The 13,873-nt window shown below is 59.5% G+C and carries 14 protein-coding genes; 5 read left to right on the top strand and 9 right to left on the bottom strand.

What is annotated here, in order from left to right:
- Positions 1–39: 39 nt before the first annotated feature.
- Positions 40–1,098, bottom strand: coding sequence for a dipeptidase (locus tag JNB85_RS17015; protein ID WP_220335521.1), 1,059 nt, complete (start codon positions 1,096–1,098; stop codon positions 40–42).
- A gap of 115 nt (positions 1,099–1,213) precedes the next feature.
- Here JNB85_RS17015 and JNB85_RS17010 point away from each other — a divergent pair, with 115 nt between their 5' ends.
- On the top strand, positions 1,214–1,858 hold the full coding sequence (locus JNB85_RS17010) for an NUDIX hydrolase (RefSeq protein ID WP_223216522.1): 645 nt from the start codon (positions 1,214–1,216) through the stop codon (positions 1,856–1,858).
- 53 nt (positions 1,859–1,911) lie between these two features.
- Here JNB85_RS17010 and JNB85_RS17005 read toward each other — a convergent pair whose 3' ends face one another.
- The 3 genes from JNB85_RS17005 to JNB85_RS16995 form a co-directional block, all read right to left on the bottom strand.
- Positions 1,912–2,937 carry an ABC transporter permease gene (locus JNB85_RS17005; RefSeq protein ID WP_220335520.1) on the bottom strand — a complete coding sequence of 342 codons (1,026 nt, stop codon included), beginning with the start codon at positions 2,935–2,937 and terminating at the stop codon, positions 1,912–1,914.
- 34 nt (positions 2,938–2,971) lie between these two features.
- Entirely contained in the window at positions 2,972–4,513 is a 1,542-nt protein-coding gene (locus tag JNB85_RS17000; protein ID WP_220335519.1) for a sugar ABC transporter ATP-binding protein, read from the bottom strand.
- Between the two features lie 69 nt (positions 4,514–4,582).
- Positions 4,583–5,512 (bottom strand): sugar ABC transporter substrate-binding protein, encoded by a 930-nt coding sequence (locus JNB85_RS16995; protein WP_220335518.1) that lies wholly within the window; start codon positions 5,510–5,512, stop codon positions 4,583–4,585.
- Between the two features lie 383 nt (positions 5,513–5,895).
- Here JNB85_RS16995 and JNB85_RS16990 point away from each other — a divergent pair, with 383 nt between their 5' ends.
- Positions 5,896–6,399: a DUF1993 domain-containing protein gene (locus tag JNB85_RS16990; RefSeq protein WP_220335517.1), complete on the top strand. Its 504-nt coding sequence runs from the start codon at positions 5,896–5,898 to the stop codon at positions 6,397–6,399.
- A gap of 7 nt (positions 6,400–6,406) precedes the next feature.
- Here the strand turns inward: JNB85_RS16990 and JNB85_RS16985 are convergent, their stop codons facing one another.
- From JNB85_RS16985 to JNB85_RS16975, 3 genes are read right to left on the bottom strand one after another with little or no spacing between them, the layout of a single operon-like run.
- Entirely contained in the window at positions 6,407–7,951 is a 1,545-nt protein-coding gene (locus tag JNB85_RS16985; protein WP_220335516.1) for an alkaline phosphatase family protein, read from the bottom strand.
- Entirely contained in the window at positions 7,929–8,912 is a 984-nt protein-coding gene (gene galE / locus JNB85_RS16980) for a UDP-glucose 4-epimerase GalE (RefSeq protein ID WP_220335515.1), read from the bottom strand. Before galE ends, JNB85_RS16985 begins: the two co-directional genes overlap by 23 nt.
- Entirely contained in the window at positions 8,902–9,318 is a 417-nt protein-coding gene (locus tag JNB85_RS16975; protein ID WP_220335514.1) for a hypothetical protein, read from the bottom strand. Before JNB85_RS16975 ends, galE begins: the two co-directional genes overlap by 11 nt.
- On the opposite strand from JNB85_RS16975, the gene JNB85_RS16970 reads away from it, so the two are divergent.
- A complete protein-coding gene (locus JNB85_RS16970) occupies positions 9,302–9,946 on the top strand; it encodes a ThuA domain-containing protein (protein ID WP_220335513.1) in 645 nt (214 codons plus the stop codon). The genes JNB85_RS16975 and JNB85_RS16970 overlap by 17 nt on opposite strands.
- Before the next feature lie 184 nt (positions 9,947–10,130).
- Here the strand turns inward: JNB85_RS16970 and JNB85_RS16965 are convergent, their stop codons facing one another.
- Both JNB85_RS16965 and JNB85_RS16960 read right to left on the bottom strand, forming a co-directional pair.
- On the bottom strand, positions 10,131–10,388 hold the full coding sequence (locus JNB85_RS16965) for a DUF2934 domain-containing protein (RefSeq protein ID WP_220335512.1): 258 nt from the start codon (positions 10,386–10,388) through the stop codon (positions 10,131–10,133).
- A 174-nt stretch (positions 10,389–10,562) separates the two neighbouring features.
- A complete protein-coding gene (locus tag JNB85_RS16960) occupies positions 10,563–12,092 on the bottom strand; it encodes an MFS transporter (RefSeq protein WP_220335511.1) in 1,530 nt (509 codons plus the stop codon).
- Positions 12,093–12,257: 165 nt separating this feature from the next.
- Between JNB85_RS16960 and JNB85_RS16955 the strand changes: the two genes are divergently transcribed.
- Positions 12,258–13,202 (top strand): LysR family transcriptional regulator, encoded by a 945-nt coding sequence (locus JNB85_RS16955; RefSeq protein WP_220335510.1) that lies wholly within the window; start codon positions 12,258–12,260, stop codon positions 13,200–13,202.
- A 505-nt stretch (positions 13,203–13,707) separates the two neighbouring features.
- Positions 13,708–13,873 (top strand): helix-turn-helix domain-containing protein (locus tag JNB85_RS16950; RefSeq protein WP_220335780.1); only part of this gene is annotated, 166 nt, incomplete at its 3' end.

Genomic DNA, 13,873 nt, shown 5'->3' with positions numbered 1-13,873 from the left:
GTTCCCCTGCTTTGATTGATTACTAAGTATTATTTGGTTTCAGGCGTCCTCTTCCCTCCACGCCGAAGCCAGAATGCGAAGCCAGTTTTCGCTGGCGATTTTGGTCAAGTCCTCCGCACCATATCCAGCTTGCCGGAGAGCGGCAATCAGCCTCTGGTTGCCCGAGGCATCACCGATTTCTTCCGGAATGGTAGCACCGTCAAAGTCCGAACCGAGCGCGACGCAATCGATCCCGACCCGGTCCACGAGATAATCGATATGGCGGATCATGTCGGAAAGCGGCGTATCGGCATCGGAGCGGCCATCCGGACGAAGCATCGCCGTCGCATAGTTCACGCCGACGAGGCCGCGCCGCTCACGGATCGCGTCCAGTTGCCTGTCGGTGAGGTTGCGGGCGACCGGCGTCAGCGCATGGACGTTGGAATGGCTGGCGACAAGCGGTTGGTCGCTCGTTTCCGCCACATCCCAGAAACCCTTCTCGGTAATATGGGCGAGGTCGATCAGGATGCCGAGGCGGTTGCATTCGCGCACCAGCGCGAAGCCGGTTTCCGTCAGGCCCGGCGCAGTATCCGGCGAGCTCGGGAAGGCAAATGGCACGCCATGCCCGAAGATATTGTGCCGGCTCCAGACCGGGCCGAGCGAACGCAGCCCGGCGGCATAAAAAACATCCAGAGCAGCGAGATCGGCGCCGATCGCTTCGCAGCCCTCGATATGCATGACAGCGGCAAAAACGCCCGACGCCATCGCCCTGCGGATATCTTTCACCGTGCGGCAGAGCCGCCAGGCGCCGGCACGGTCGAGCCTGAGGGCGATCGCTGCCATCTCTGTGGCTATCGCAAGCGAGGGCAGGGGATCAAGCGGAGCGGCTAGCGGCGTCGCATAATGGCCATTCGCATCGGGATCGGCAAAAACCAGATCGCCCGAGGGAATGTAGATGGCACAAAGACCGCCCGCCAGACCGCCGGCCTTTGACCGCGGAGCATCTATATGACCTGCCGTCGTACCATCAGCAAATTCCGCGACCGGATCACGTCCGTCTTTCGCATGGGACCAGAGTCGAAGGAGAACGTCGTTATGACCGTCGAATACGAGTTGCATCTGCTTTCCTGCACTGCCCGAACGGGCGGATCGAAGCGGCAAGAATAGAAAAGCTGACGGAAAGCGCCACCTCTTTTTTTACAAAGGCGCGCTGCGGAAACCATGCAATTTTGCGATGCAAACGAACAACGGCGCAAGTATCGTCAATGGCGCGGCCCGCAGGCCCAATCGCCGCGGAATGCCTTTTGCCGATGGTCTGAAAGAACCCATGAGTAAGGAAATTTACCAAACGCTTATCCGACAATACCCGCGTGCCAGGCTGTCGACGGCCGATCAGCCCTTGCCGGAAGCTGATTTTGAGGCACAGAAACACAAGCACTTTTCCCGTCGGGCGTTGGGCGGAGCGATCGGCATCATTCATAATGCCAGAGGTCAAATCGTCCTGGCGAAGAGAAGCGGTATGCATGCAGGCTGGTCTCTGCCGGGTGGAACGGTCGAAGAAGGCGAGGATTTCTCCGCCGCATTTCGTCGGGAGATAACGGAAGAGATCGGCGTATCTTTGGATCTGGTAGATCTGATCGAAGTCGAACGAAAAAAGTTTATTTCACCACAAGGCGAAACCTTCGATTTTCTGCTCACCGTCTTCACAGCACGGATGCGTGAGGAAGAGTTGCCGGGACCAACGGATGACGCTATCGCGGAGGGACTGGAAATCGCTCTCTTCTACCCCGCCGCTATTCCTTCCGAGATGATTTTGGGTGATCGCCAGAAACTCACGCACCATCTGAAGGCATTGGGAGCCCTTGATCCTTCGTCGTGATCGCAGCCATTCCCCATAAAACGATGAAGGGGGCCTGAAGCCCCCTTTTCCGGTCAGTGCTTGGTTCGTTTCTTCTGCCTGTAAACGTCGATGACGACGGCCGCGATGATGATGACGCCCTTGACGATTTCCTGGTAATAGGCGTCGATCCGGAGAAAAGTGAAGCCTGACGTCATGACGCCGAGGATCACGGTGCCGATGACGGTGCCGGTGATGCGGCCGACGCCGCCGGTCAGAGATGTGCCGCCGATGACGGTCGCGGCGATCGCGTCGAGTTCATATCCGACACCCATGCTCGCCTGCGCGGTTTCAGCGCGCGCCGCCGTGACGATGCCGGCAAGGCCGGCGAGCAATCCGGCTATAACATAGACCTTGACGAGATGCGCCTCGATATTGATGCCGGAAACGCGCGCAGCCTGCGGATTGGCGCCGATCGCATAGGTGAACTTTCCGTAGCGCGTGTAGCGCAAAGCAATGTGGAAGATCAGCGCGACGACGAGGAAGACGACCACCGGCCATGCCTTCGTTCCGATGAAATGGAACTGTTCGGTGATCCCTGAAACCGGCTGCCCCTTCGTATACCACTTCGCGATGCCTCTGGCCGACACGAACATGCCGAGCGTCGCGATGAACGGCGGTATCTTCGTGTAGGCGATGAGCGCGCCGTTTACGAGACCGGCAGCCGCCCCTATCAGCAGGCCGATCACGATCGGCACGAAAGCCGGCAGGTCGGTCAGCGACGGGAAGACGGCCCGTCCCCAGGTGGAGGACTGGGCGAAGCTCGTTGCGATCATCGCCGTCATGCCGACGACCGAGCCCGACGAAAGATCGATGCCGCCGGTGATAATGACCTGGGTGACGCCGACGGCGATGATGCCGATGACGGAAACCTGCAGGATCATGATCGTCAGACGCTGGGAGTTCAGAAGGAAGCTCTGGCCGATGAAGATCCAGCCGAGGATTTCATAGACCAGCGCAATACCGACCAACACGAGAAAGATGCTGAGTTCCGGCGGCACGCGCCGCCGTCTCGGCCGGGTCGCGAGGGGCGCTGTGCCCTCTGCTGCATTGGTAGTCATGTCAAACCTCCCTTTGGCGATGACGGACAGTGCATCACTGCGCAGCCAGCTCCATCACCTTGATCTGCGTTGCTTCGTCGCGATTGAGGAAACCTGTCACGCGCCCCTCGTGCATGACCATGATGCGGTCGCTCATCCCGAGCACCTCGGGCATCTCGGACGAAATCATGATGATCGCCACGCCGTTTCGCGCCATTTCCGTAACGAGCCGGTGGATTTCGGCTTTGGCACCCACATCGATGCCGCGCGTCGGCTCGTCGAGGATCAGGATCTTCGGATGGGTAAGCAGCCAGCGCCCGATCAGCACCTTCTGTTGATTGCCGCCCGAAAGATTCTCGACGCGTTCGTAAAGATTGGGCGTTTTCACGCGCAGTCTTCTGGCCATGTCTTCGCAGGTTGCCTCGATTGCGCCCTGCTGCACGAAACCGGCCTTGACATATCTGTCCTGCAGAACGGCGATCTGCATATTCTCCAGAATATCGAGGATCAGCAGGCAGCCTGTGTCTTTCCGGTCCTCGGTCAGGAACGCCATCCGGTGGCGGATGGCCTCGGTGGGCGAGGAAATCGTCACGGGTTTGCCGAAGAGCTCGATCGAGCCGGAGCTTGCCGGCGTCACGCCGAAAAGCGTTTCGGCGACATTCGACCGCCCCGAGCCGACGAGGCCGGCCACGCCGAGAATTTCACCGGCTCTCACCTCGAAGGAAACGTCACGGAACACCCCGTTGAGACAGAGATCCTTGACCGAGAGCACGACGCCCCCGAGCGGCACCTCTTCCTTCGGAAACATCTGGGTGATCTCGCGGCCGACCATCATGCGGATGATGTCGTCGCGGGTGACGTCGGTGGAGGCATGTGTGCCGATATATTTGCCGTCGCGGAAAACGGAGAACTCGTCGGCGATCTCGAAGAGCTCGTTCATCTTATGGGTGATGTAGACGATGCCGATGCCCTGGGACCTGAGATCACGGATGATACGGAAAAGATGCTCGACTTCGCGCTCCGTCAGCGCCGAGGTCGGTTCGTCCATGATGAGGACATCGGAATTGTAGGAAACCGCCTTGGCGATCTCGACCATCTGCCGGTTGGCAACAGAGAGGTGGCGGACCTCGATATCGGGATCGATCGCGATATTGAGCCGGGCAAACAACTCTTCGGTCATGCGATGCATCACGCCATGATCGACGAAGCCGAAGCGGTTCTTAGGCTCGCGGCGAATCCAGATATTTTCCGCAACCGTCATGAACGGCATCAGGTTCAGTTCCTGATGGATCATGGCGATGCCGTTCTCCAGCGCATCAAGCGGAGATTTCAACCGGATTTCGATCCCTTTCAAGCGGATATCGCCTTTGTCGGGCGTGTAGATGCCGGCGAGGATCTTCATCAGCGTCGACTTGCCGGCGCCGTTTTCACCCATCAGCGCATGCACGGAGGCGCGCTTCAGCCGGAACTGCACGTCATCGAGCGCTACGACGCCTGGAAATTCCTTGCGAACGCCCTCTGCGCTCAAGAGATATTCCGCATTCGGAACGGCGCCGCTCGCGCGCACGGCGGCCATGGTTGACGGGCTGACGGCCATATCATCTTCTCCGGATACGGGCAGGTGAAAGGGACGCGGGGTTTACCCGCATCCCTCTTGGCGTTTACCTTAGTTCTTGGCGACAAAATCCTTGACGTTATCAGGCGTGACGAGCTGGAAGGGAATGTAGACCTTCTTCTCGACCTTCTCGCCCTTGGCGAGCTTGAGCGCGGCATCGAGTGAGCCTTTGCCCTGGCCGGCGGCGTCCTGGAACACCGTCACATCGAGATCGCCTGCCTGCATGGCCGCAAGCGCGTCCTGCGTGGCATCGACACCGCCGACGACGACCTTGCTCATATCCTTGCCGGCCGCTTTCAGCGCCTGGATGGCGCCGATCGCCATTTCGTCGTTGTTGGAGATCACGGCATCGAACTCGATACCGCTGGAGAGCCAGTTGGTCATCAGGTCGGCGCCCTGGGTGCGATCCCAGTTGGCCGTCTGCTCTTCGACGATTTCCAGTCCCTTGCATTCGTCCGTCTTGATGACGTCGTGAACGTCCTGGGTGCGCATGCGGGCCGCCTGGTTGGAGAGCTCGCCCATGATGACGACGGCCTTGCCCTTGCCGCCGAGGATACGGCAGATTTCCTTGGTTTCCAGCGTGCCGGATTCCTGCTCGTTGGATGCCACGAAAGCCTGTTTGTCCGGCAGCGTGTCGACGTTGACAGGCTGGCGGTTGACATAGACCAGCGGAATGCCGGCGTCAGCGGCAAGCTTCGACATTGCCGTCGTCGCATCGGTATCGACCGGGTTCACGATAATCGCATCGACCTTGGAGGCGATGAAATTCTGGATCTGGCTCTGCTGCTTGGAAACGTCGTTCTGCGCGTCTTCGACCTGCAGGGTGACCCCGTTCAGCGTCTTTGCATAATCGGTCATGCCGTTGCGCAGAACGGTCAGGAAGTTGTCGTCGAATTTGGCCATCGAAACGCCGACGGTTTCCGCATGTGCGGCCGTCGACAGGACGAGCGCCATCGCAGTTCCCATGATGAATTTTTTCATTGCATTTCCTCCACAAAGCGGTGCCCGGCTGCACCCTCCTCACGCCGGGGCCCCAGACATCCGTCTGCAGACCTCAATCCCGCACCGCCTCTCCCAGGCGGCTCCGTCAAAACGGAACAAACAAACCGTAAAATTTGTTTTGCGGAATATTCATTCCATTTTATCGAAACCGCGTCAAGTCTCTTTGCCGATTTCGGCTGTCGTTGCCGAATAGACGACCCCTGCTGTGGCGAACTATGCATGATGGGTCTGTTGCAATCCGGCCATGATGAGCAGGGAACTGTCACAGGCGCTTATTGCGAAAGCCGTGGAGATCCCCATCTAGTCGGAGCCCGAACAGCCTGCGCACACCGGCTGTTTTCAAAGTTTTTGGAGACAGGACAATGTCCATTTCGATGTATCGCCTGACCGTGCCCATGTTCCAGCGCGGCATTGCCAGCCTGAAGACCTATCTCGACAAGGCGGAAGCCTATGCCGAGGAAAAGAAGATCGATCCGACCATTCTCGTAAATGCTCGTCTGGCCCCTGACATGCTGCCGCTTTCCGGCCAGTACCAGCGCGCCAGCGATAGCGCCAAGTTCGCGCTCGCCCGCCTGACGGCGACTGACGCGCCTAAATTCGAGGACAATGAAGCGACGATCGCCGAGCTGCGCGAGCGTATGGCAAAGACTGAAGCTTATCTTGCGAGCTTTTCTGCCGACGCTCTTGATGGTAGCGATGTGAGAGAAATCACAGTGCCGGGCCGCAATGGGTCGGTCGTGTCCGGCATCGAATATGTCGCACTCTTCGCATTGCCGAACTTCTACTTCCACGTCGCGACGGCACATGCCATCCTGCGCAACCAGGGTGCGCCGGTCGGCAAGCGCGATTTCCTTGGAAATTTCTGACGCTTAATCAGGGTCGGTGCGTTACCGGCCCCTTTTCCGTCAGTTCGGTGTAAGCAAGCGTCTGATCCAGATGCCGTGCCCTGAGCGACAGCAACCGTTCGGCATAGTTGAGCCGCACCGAGGCATAGGCCGGATCGTCGGCAAGATTGCGCAATTCCATCGGATCGTTGACGACATCGAAGAGCAGCGCCGGCAATGCGGTGAAATGCACATATTTGAATTGCTCGTCGCGGATGACGGCAAGATTCAGCTCGTTCGACCGAAGGCCGAAATGCCGCTCCGCCTCGCCATGCGCGATATCCCGGAAATCGAATTCCCAGAAAGCCGCATCCCGCCAGCCGGGCGCCACGCCGCCATCGAGGAAAGGCGCAAGCGAGCGCCCGTCGATGCCATTGGCAGGTCTGATGCCCAGCCGATTGCAGAGTGTCGGGAATATATCGGTGGCACTGGTGAAATTCTGAACGACACTCCCGGAAGAAGCCGCGCCAGGATCGCGAATGACGAGCGGAATATGATAACTGCCGTCGAAATAGCCTCCCTTGCCGAGCGTCCAGTGATCACCCGCCATCTCGGCGTGATCGGAGGTGAAAACGATGATCGTGTCATCCCATTCGCCGGCATCCTTCAGCGCTTGCCAGATGCGGCCGAGCTGGTCGTCCACCTCGGCGATCATGCCGTAATAGATCGACCTGATGGCATCGAAATCGGCCGCGGTCCAGTCGCTGAGCGGCCCGTCCGCCCCATGGATGAAACTGCCCTTTCCAGTGCGCGGCATGGCATAGGCGAGATAGGGATGGCCTTGCTGTTCCATCTCGCGGTGTTTCGCACGCGCAAAGGCGGGACCTTCGCCCGGCTTGAACATGCGGTTGAATGGCTCTGGCACGGAGAAGGGCGGATGCGGCCGCAGGAAGGAAACATGCGCGAACCATGGCGCATCCTGCTCGCCCATCCAGCGGATGAATTCCCCGGCCAGGAAAGCGGTCTGCGTCTCTTCGCGCGAATAGGCTGGCGCTGCATCCGAGATCTCCCCCGCCGCAGCGCCGACGGGGATGTGGACATCACGGCTGACGGCATCAGCACGACCGCGCGAGCGCAGCCAGGAAAGCCACTGTCTTTCATGCTCGGGCAGCAGCTCACGAACCGTAAACCCCGGCAGCACGCCTTCATAGGTCGTCAGATGCGGATCATTGGCATCCATATCCCGCGGATCGGGCGCCGTGTCCGTATAGCCGAACAGGGTTGGGTCGTAGCCCGCCCGCCTTGCCGCCAGCGCCAGATTGTCGAACCGCCGGTCGAGCGGCGAGCCGTTCCGGCAGACCCGGTGGTTCATCTGGTAGAGGCCGGTATAAAGTGTGGCGCGCGCCGGCGAACAGGGAGCCGCACCGGCATAATGGCGCCGGAAAAGCGTTCCCTCCTTCGCCAGGGCATCGACATTGGGCGTCCTGACGCAGGCGTGCCCCACAGAAGAGAGACAATCCCCGCGCCATTGATCCGCAGTGATGACGAGAACGTTGGGCCGTGACCCACGTTCAGTGCTGATTTGATCGGGCATGCCAGTTCCAGGCAGACTGAATAATCTGCGAGAGATCATATTGCGGCACCCAGCCGAGCACGTCGCGCGCCTTGTCATTGTTGGCGACCAGCGTATGTGAATCGCCTTCACGGCGACCGATATATTCGACCGGGAATGGTTTGTTGGAGACATCCTCGATGGCGCCAAGCAGTTCCTTCACCGTCGTACCGGTGCCGGTGCCGAGGTTGAGCGCGACAGACTCGCCGCCTCTCAACAGATATTCCACGGCACGCACATGCGCATCGGCAAGATCGAGAACATGGATATAGTCGCGCACGCAAGTGCCGTCGCGCGTCTCGTAATCGCTGCCGAAGACCTTGAACCCCTGGCGGCGACCAAGTGCGGCATCGATCGCCAGCGGGATCGCATGCGTTTCCGGCTGGTGCCATTCACCGATCCGGCCTTCGAAATCGGCACCGGCGGCATTGAAATAGCGCAGCACGACGGAGCGAAGGCTCTTGTACTGGTCGTAATCGGCAAGCGCCTGCTCGACGATATATTTGGTGCGGCCGTAGGGGTTGATCGGCACCTGGCGGTGCGTCTCATCGAGCGGCACGCTCTGCGGCAGGCCATAGGTCGCGCAAGTGGACGAGAAGACGAAGGCATTGATGCCCGCCGCCTGCGCCGCCGACAGCAGCGTCAGCGTGCCGATGACATTATTCTCATAGAAGGAGACTGGATCCTTGACCGATTCACCGACTTCGATGAGCGCGGCAAAATGCAGGATCGCCGACGGCTTATGCTTTGCCAGCACCTCGTCGAGCCGGGCGCGATCACGAATATCGCCTTCTTCCGCCGGTCCCCATTTAACGAATTCGCGATGGCCGTTGGAAAAATTGTCGAAGACGACGGGCTTGTAGCCCTTGTTCGCCAGATCGAGACACGTATGCGAGCCGATATACCCAGCGCCGCCGACGACCAGTACCGTTTCACCTGCCATACATCTCACCTTTGCAAGCCACAGATGCGCGGACCTTAGCCAAGTTACACGTCAGTAAAAAGTTATCTCGGTTACATATCTGCAAAAATAAGAAGATTAGAGACCGCTTTAGGACGATCGCCGTGCCGGCCGCATCGAAAATCAACGATGCACCGAATCTGTCGTCATCGGCTGGCACGCAGGCAAACTTAAGACAAGAACCGGCAACGCGTGGCCCGGCCGCAACGGCTTTCGTATCGAAGACATTCCATATATCGCTGACGTGATCGGCGATGAACGCTACCGTCTCGGCCGTAGTCATCTGGAAATCTCGCAACATCTGGCCGACGAATCGTTGCGCTATAATGTTACCGTCGAAAGCCTGCTCAATCGGGCCTGGAGGAGGGAATATGAAAAAGGCGATCATCGTCTGGGGCGGCTGGCAGGGCCACGAGCCGGAGCCCTGTGCCAATATCGTTGGCGAACTGCTGCGCGAGGATGGCTTTGCAGTCGAAATTACCAATGATCTCGGCATATTCGGCTCGCCGCAACTCGTCAAAGCGGATCTTCTGGTGCCGGTCATTACCGGCGAGAGACTGGAAAAGCCGCATGCGGATGCCCTGGTCCAAGCTGTTCGCGGCGGCCTCGGCCTCGGCGGCCATCACGGCTGTCTTGCCACCTCCTTCAAGGAGAGTGCGCCTTTCCGTTACGTCTCCGGCGTCACCTGGGTTGCCCATCCCGGCAATATCATCGACTTCCGGGTTGCGGTAACGCGGCAGGACGATCCGCTGATGGAAGGGATTCCGGATTTCGACTACCGCTCGGAGCAGTATTATCTTCACTATGATCCCTCGGTGGAAATCCTTGCCACCACGACCTTCACCGGCCAATACGATCCTGCCGCGCGCAATGTCGCGATGCCTGTCGTCTTCAAACGCCATTTCGGCGCCGGCCGCGTCTTCTATTCCGCGCTTGGCCATGTCGCCGCGGAATTCAGGCACCCCTACATGCCCCTCATTCTCCGGCGCGGCCTCAGCTGGGCCGCTCGCCAGTAGCCGGGGCAGGGCCGGTTATGGGCTGCGATGTTTGACCGGGCGGCTTCGATAAATATACAGAGCCGGGGACAGTCCACATCACGATTGCGAACAAGCCGGCCTGACAAAAAAGCCGCCGGCACGACTGCCGGCGGCTTCTGGCATTCAGTATACAAAAGCGCCTTCGCGACGCCGGCCATCGCGCCTAGCGGCCCGCCGCCTGGCGCCGGCTGCTTTGATCGTCCAGTGCCTCAGCCTCGTCATACACCCGCATCAGCCGCCCCGCAGCCTTCAGCTTCTCGATGAGATCGCTCCCATCGGCGGAAGCCTTGGTGGCTTCGAGCTGTTCGAATTCCCTGAGCGCCTGTGCCCAGTGGCTTTCGCCCCGACCATGCGGCCGGCCTTCCTCTTCCCAGATGGCATATGCCCGCTGGCTGACCCAATCATCCCGATTACGACTCATTGCAAACCCCAGCCAGTAAATACGCACACGCAATACCAATGGAATAAAAGTGCCAGCCCGGACTTTAGGAGTCGTTACTGCGGGATGTAGTTTTGCAGGATAAATTGCTTCAGAAAGAGTAGTTTTCGATATCTATAGTTAAAAGGGCGGAAACGGTCCTCCGCCCTTTTCTGTTCAAACGGCGATAGACTCTTCAGCCGCCTCCCTGGCTTCGCCGCTACCTCGTCCCATGAAGGTGAAAATGACGATTGCCGTCAGAATCGTGATGCCGGTCAAAAACCATAGAAGTAGCCCGAAGGCGCTATTATAGGCATGGATGAGCTCCAGTTCTCCCATGCCGGAAAGAGCCTGACCCGCACCGTTCAGATCTCCCGTCACCAGTCGCTGCGCCGCCACCATCGCTCCGTGGCCTGTCCCAAGATAGGACCGCGTCAGCGCGGAGAGGACTGCACTGACGATGGCGAGCGCCACCCCTTCGCCGGCGACGCGGGTCGTGCTGAAGATCCCGGTCGCCATGCCGGCCCGCTCCTTCGGCACGACACTGACGGCAAGCCCGTCCATGAGGCCCCAGGGCAGGCTGATGCCGATACCGATCGTCAGCAGCGGTGTGATCAGCGCCACATGGTCCGAACCGACGGGAATATGGGCGAGCCAGAACAGACCGGCAGCCGAGATGACAAGACCGACGCTGCAGATCGTTGCCGCGGGCAACCACCGGGTCAGCAGCCCGGCCGCGATCGGCAGGATGAGAAGCGGGCCGGAAAGCGCGATCATCATCTGTCCGGCGGCAACCGCGCTCAAACGCTCTATACCGACGAAGCGCACCGGCAGCAGGATCAGCAAGACAACGAAAGCATAGGCCGGAGCTGCCGCCAGCAACTGCACGCCGACAAAGCGAGGGTACCGGAAAAGCGTCAGATCGAGCATCGGGCGCTTTACGAGGTGCTCGATGAAGCAGAAGAGGGCGATCAGCAGCGCCGAGCCGAGAATGAGCCCAAGCGTGAGAGCATCGCCCCAGCCGCTTTCCGGCGCCCGCAGCACGCCATAGGTGAAAAGCGACAAGGCAAGCGTGAAGCTGATCGCACCAAGCCAGTCGAGCCCTTTTGCCTCGGGATCACGAGTTTCCGTCAGGAATATCGCCCCGAAAACGAAGGCAATGATGGCGAGACCAAGCACGAGAGCGAAAATCGCCCTCCAACCGAAGGCCTCGATCACCATGCCGGACGCCATCGGTCCAAACGCCAGGCCGACACCAAAGCTTGCACCGACGAGGCTGAAGGCACGCATGCGCTCCTTTCCGTCGAACTCCTGTGCCAGAGATGCCATTCCGCCGGAAAAGGCCGCGGCAGCGCCGAACCCCTGAAGCGCGCGAAGGCCGTCGAACCAGATTATGTCAGGCGAAAAGGCAAGTCCGCCGGAAAACAGGATGAAGGCGGCAAGGCCGCACAGGAAGATGCGCTTGCGACCGTAGCTGTCGGCCAGCGCGCCGGCTGCCATCAGTGTACTGCCGAAGGTCAGCATGAAGGCATTGGTGACCCAGTTGTGAGCGATTGGGCTGCCGCCGAGTTCGGCACTGATTGCCGGCAGGGCGACAGCAGGCCCGGTAAAAGTGAGCGGCATTACCGCCGCTGCCGAGCAAACGGCGATTAAGACGAAGATTTTCTCCGCGATACTTGCAGGTTTGGATGTATGGGGAACGGTCATCGGATATCCGCTGGTTCGAGGTTAGGACGCGCCTGGGAGGGGCGCGGGCGGCGCTGAAACGCCTGGACTTCGATTGCGGAAAGCAGCATAAATTGAGGAGAATGCTTCGATAACCTATGGTTTGTTCCGCATATAAAGGAAGAAACCGCTCGAATGGATCAGCATATGGACCAGCCCCTGGGAGGTCTCACGGCATTCGTCAGAACCGCCGATCTTGGAAGCTTCGTCGCCGCCGGCCGGGCTCTCGGCCTTTCCGCCTCCGCTGTCGGCAAGGCTGTGACCGCGCTTGAACAACAGCTCGGCGTCCGCCTGTTCCAGCGCTCGACACGAAGCTTGCGGCTGACGGAGGAGGGCCGCCTGTTCCACGAACGCTGCCGCCGCATCCTCGACGATCTCGAAGATGCCCAGGCCTCGCTCGCTCAGGCTGTGGCAACCCCTCGGGGACGGCTGCGCGTCAGCGTGCCGCTGGTCAGCTATCATCTGATCCTGCCGATCCTGCCGGAATTCGTGAACCTCTACCCGGAGGTCGAACTGGATCTCGACTTCAACGACCGCATTGTCGATCTGATCGAAGAGGGCGTCGATGTTACAATCCGCAGCGGGACCTTGCCAGACTCACGCTTGATGTCGCGCGCGCTTCGCCCATTCCAGCTTTTGCTGTGTGCGGCACCGGCCTATCTGGAAAAACACGGAACCCCCGATTGCCCCCGTGATCTCGAAGGCCATCGGAGCGTCCGCTTCCGATTCCCCAATTCCGGTAAGCTGCAGCCCTGGCCGCTCAGCTTGTCTCCCGATCACCCGGAAATCAGAACCCGCACCGTCCTCACATGCAACAATATGGAAGCCCTTCGCGGTGCCACGATCAGCGGACTGGGCATCGGCTGCATGCCCGATTTCCTCGCTCGCGACCCGCTGGCCGATGGCAGGCTGCGGACCGTGCTCGACGCCCATATAGACGGCCCCGCCCAGTTTCACCTGCTCTGGCCCTCCAACCGCCACCTTTCGCCCAAGGTCCGCGTCCTCGTCGATTTCCTCAGCGAAAAACTGTTTTCCGATCGGTGTGAGAGCTACGCAAGAGATGCGTCGGCGCCGCATTTTCCGAGATATTGAACGCCTGCATTGCCATGATCGTAATGGCTTCGTCAAAGCGGATATCCGTCGGGTCGGCGAACCAATTCCGAGTCCATATGACAGGCCTTCGAAACCTCAGCGCATAGGATGCATAACTTGCATAGGCTTTTTCATTGGTCGTACGGGAAATGTCAGACGGTGACATGACAGGCATTGAATCTGACATTTCCTATAGAGTCGTTGAAACAGCCTATGCATCTTATGCATCCTATGCAGGCCCCGAAGACAAATGGGTGCTTCTAACCCCTGACTTCTCCCGACGTCCGTCTCAGCAATACAGGAAGGTGAAAGGCTGGATGATGCGCCAAAAGCCCCCTCTATCAGGAAAATTGGGATTATCGCGCTGCGGCCAGAATATACCGAAAGCTAGCCGGCGGAGCGGCGGCCGATGCCTTCGGGTCGGACACGTGCCCGACTTGAGAGATAGGTGACGTTTTGTACCGGAGAGATGGGTAACACTTTTCGCTTTTGGCGGGAGGTGTTGATGCCGTGGAAAGAGACTTCGGTGATGGAGGAACGTCTACGATTTGTCGCCCGGCTACTAGAGGGCGAAGGGATGAGCGATGTGTGCCGTGCATTCGGCATTTCGCGCAAGACCGGCTACAAAATCTTCAATCGCTATAAGGACGACGGCCTGGAGGCGCTGACGG

Source organism: Rhizobium mesosinicum (assembly GCF_019511345.1).
GTDB lineage: Bacteria > Pseudomonadota > Alphaproteobacteria > Rhizobiales > Rhizobiaceae > Rhizobium > Rhizobium mesosinicum.
This window is presented reverse-complemented; position numbering and strand designations above follow the sequence as displayed.

Bases quoted from the DNA above. Each gene is read 5' to 3' on its own strand.
- JNB85_RS16990 (WP_220335517.1), top strand. From the start codon at position 5,896: ATGTCCATTTCGATGTATCGCCTGACCGTGCCCATGTTCCAGCGCGGC.
- JNB85_RS17015 (WP_220335521.1), bottom strand. From the start codon at position 1,098: ATGCAACTCGTATTCGACGGTCATAACGACGTTCTCCTTCGACTCTGG.
- JNB85_RS16985 (WP_220335516.1), bottom strand. From the start codon at position 7,951: ATGCCCGATCAAATCAGCACTGAACGTGGGTCACGGCCCAACGTTCTC.
- JNB85_RS16965 (WP_220335512.1), bottom strand. From the start codon at position 10,388: ATGAGTCGTAATCGGGATGATTGGGTCAGCCAGCGGGCATATGCCATC.
- JNB85_RS16960 (WP_220335511.1), bottom strand. From the start codon at position 12,092: ATGACCGTTCCCCATACATCCAAACCTGCAAGTATCGCGGAGAAAATC.
- JNB85_RS17005 (WP_220335520.1), bottom strand. From the start codon at position 2,937: ATGACTACCAATGCAGCAGAGGGCACAGCGCCCCTCGCGACCCGGCCG.
- JNB85_RS17010 (WP_223216522.1), top strand. From the start codon at position 1,214: ATGCAAACGAACAACGGCGCAAGTATCGTCAATGGCGCGGCCCGCAGG.
- JNB85_RS16975 (WP_220335514.1), bottom strand. From the start codon at position 9,318: ATGATCGCCTTTTTCATATTCCCTCCTCCAGGCCCGATTGAGCAGGCT.
- JNB85_RS16970 (WP_220335513.1), top strand. From the start codon at position 9,302: ATGAAAAAGGCGATCATCGTCTGGGGCGGCTGGCAGGGCCACGAGCCG.
- galE (WP_220335515.1), bottom strand. From the start codon at position 8,912: ATGGCAGGTGAAACGGTACTGGTCGTCGGCGGCGCTGGGTATATCGGC.
- JNB85_RS17000 (WP_220335519.1), bottom strand. From the start codon at position 4,513: ATGGCCGTCAGCCCGTCAACCATGGCCGCCGTGCGCGCGAGCGGCGCC.
- JNB85_RS16995 (WP_220335518.1), bottom strand. From the start codon at position 5,512: ATGAAAAAATTCATCATGGGAACTGCGATGGCGCTCGTCCTGTCGACG.
- JNB85_RS16955 (WP_220335510.1), top strand. From the start codon at position 12,258: ATGGACCAGCCCCTGGGAGGTCTCACGGCATTCGTCAGAACCGCCGAT.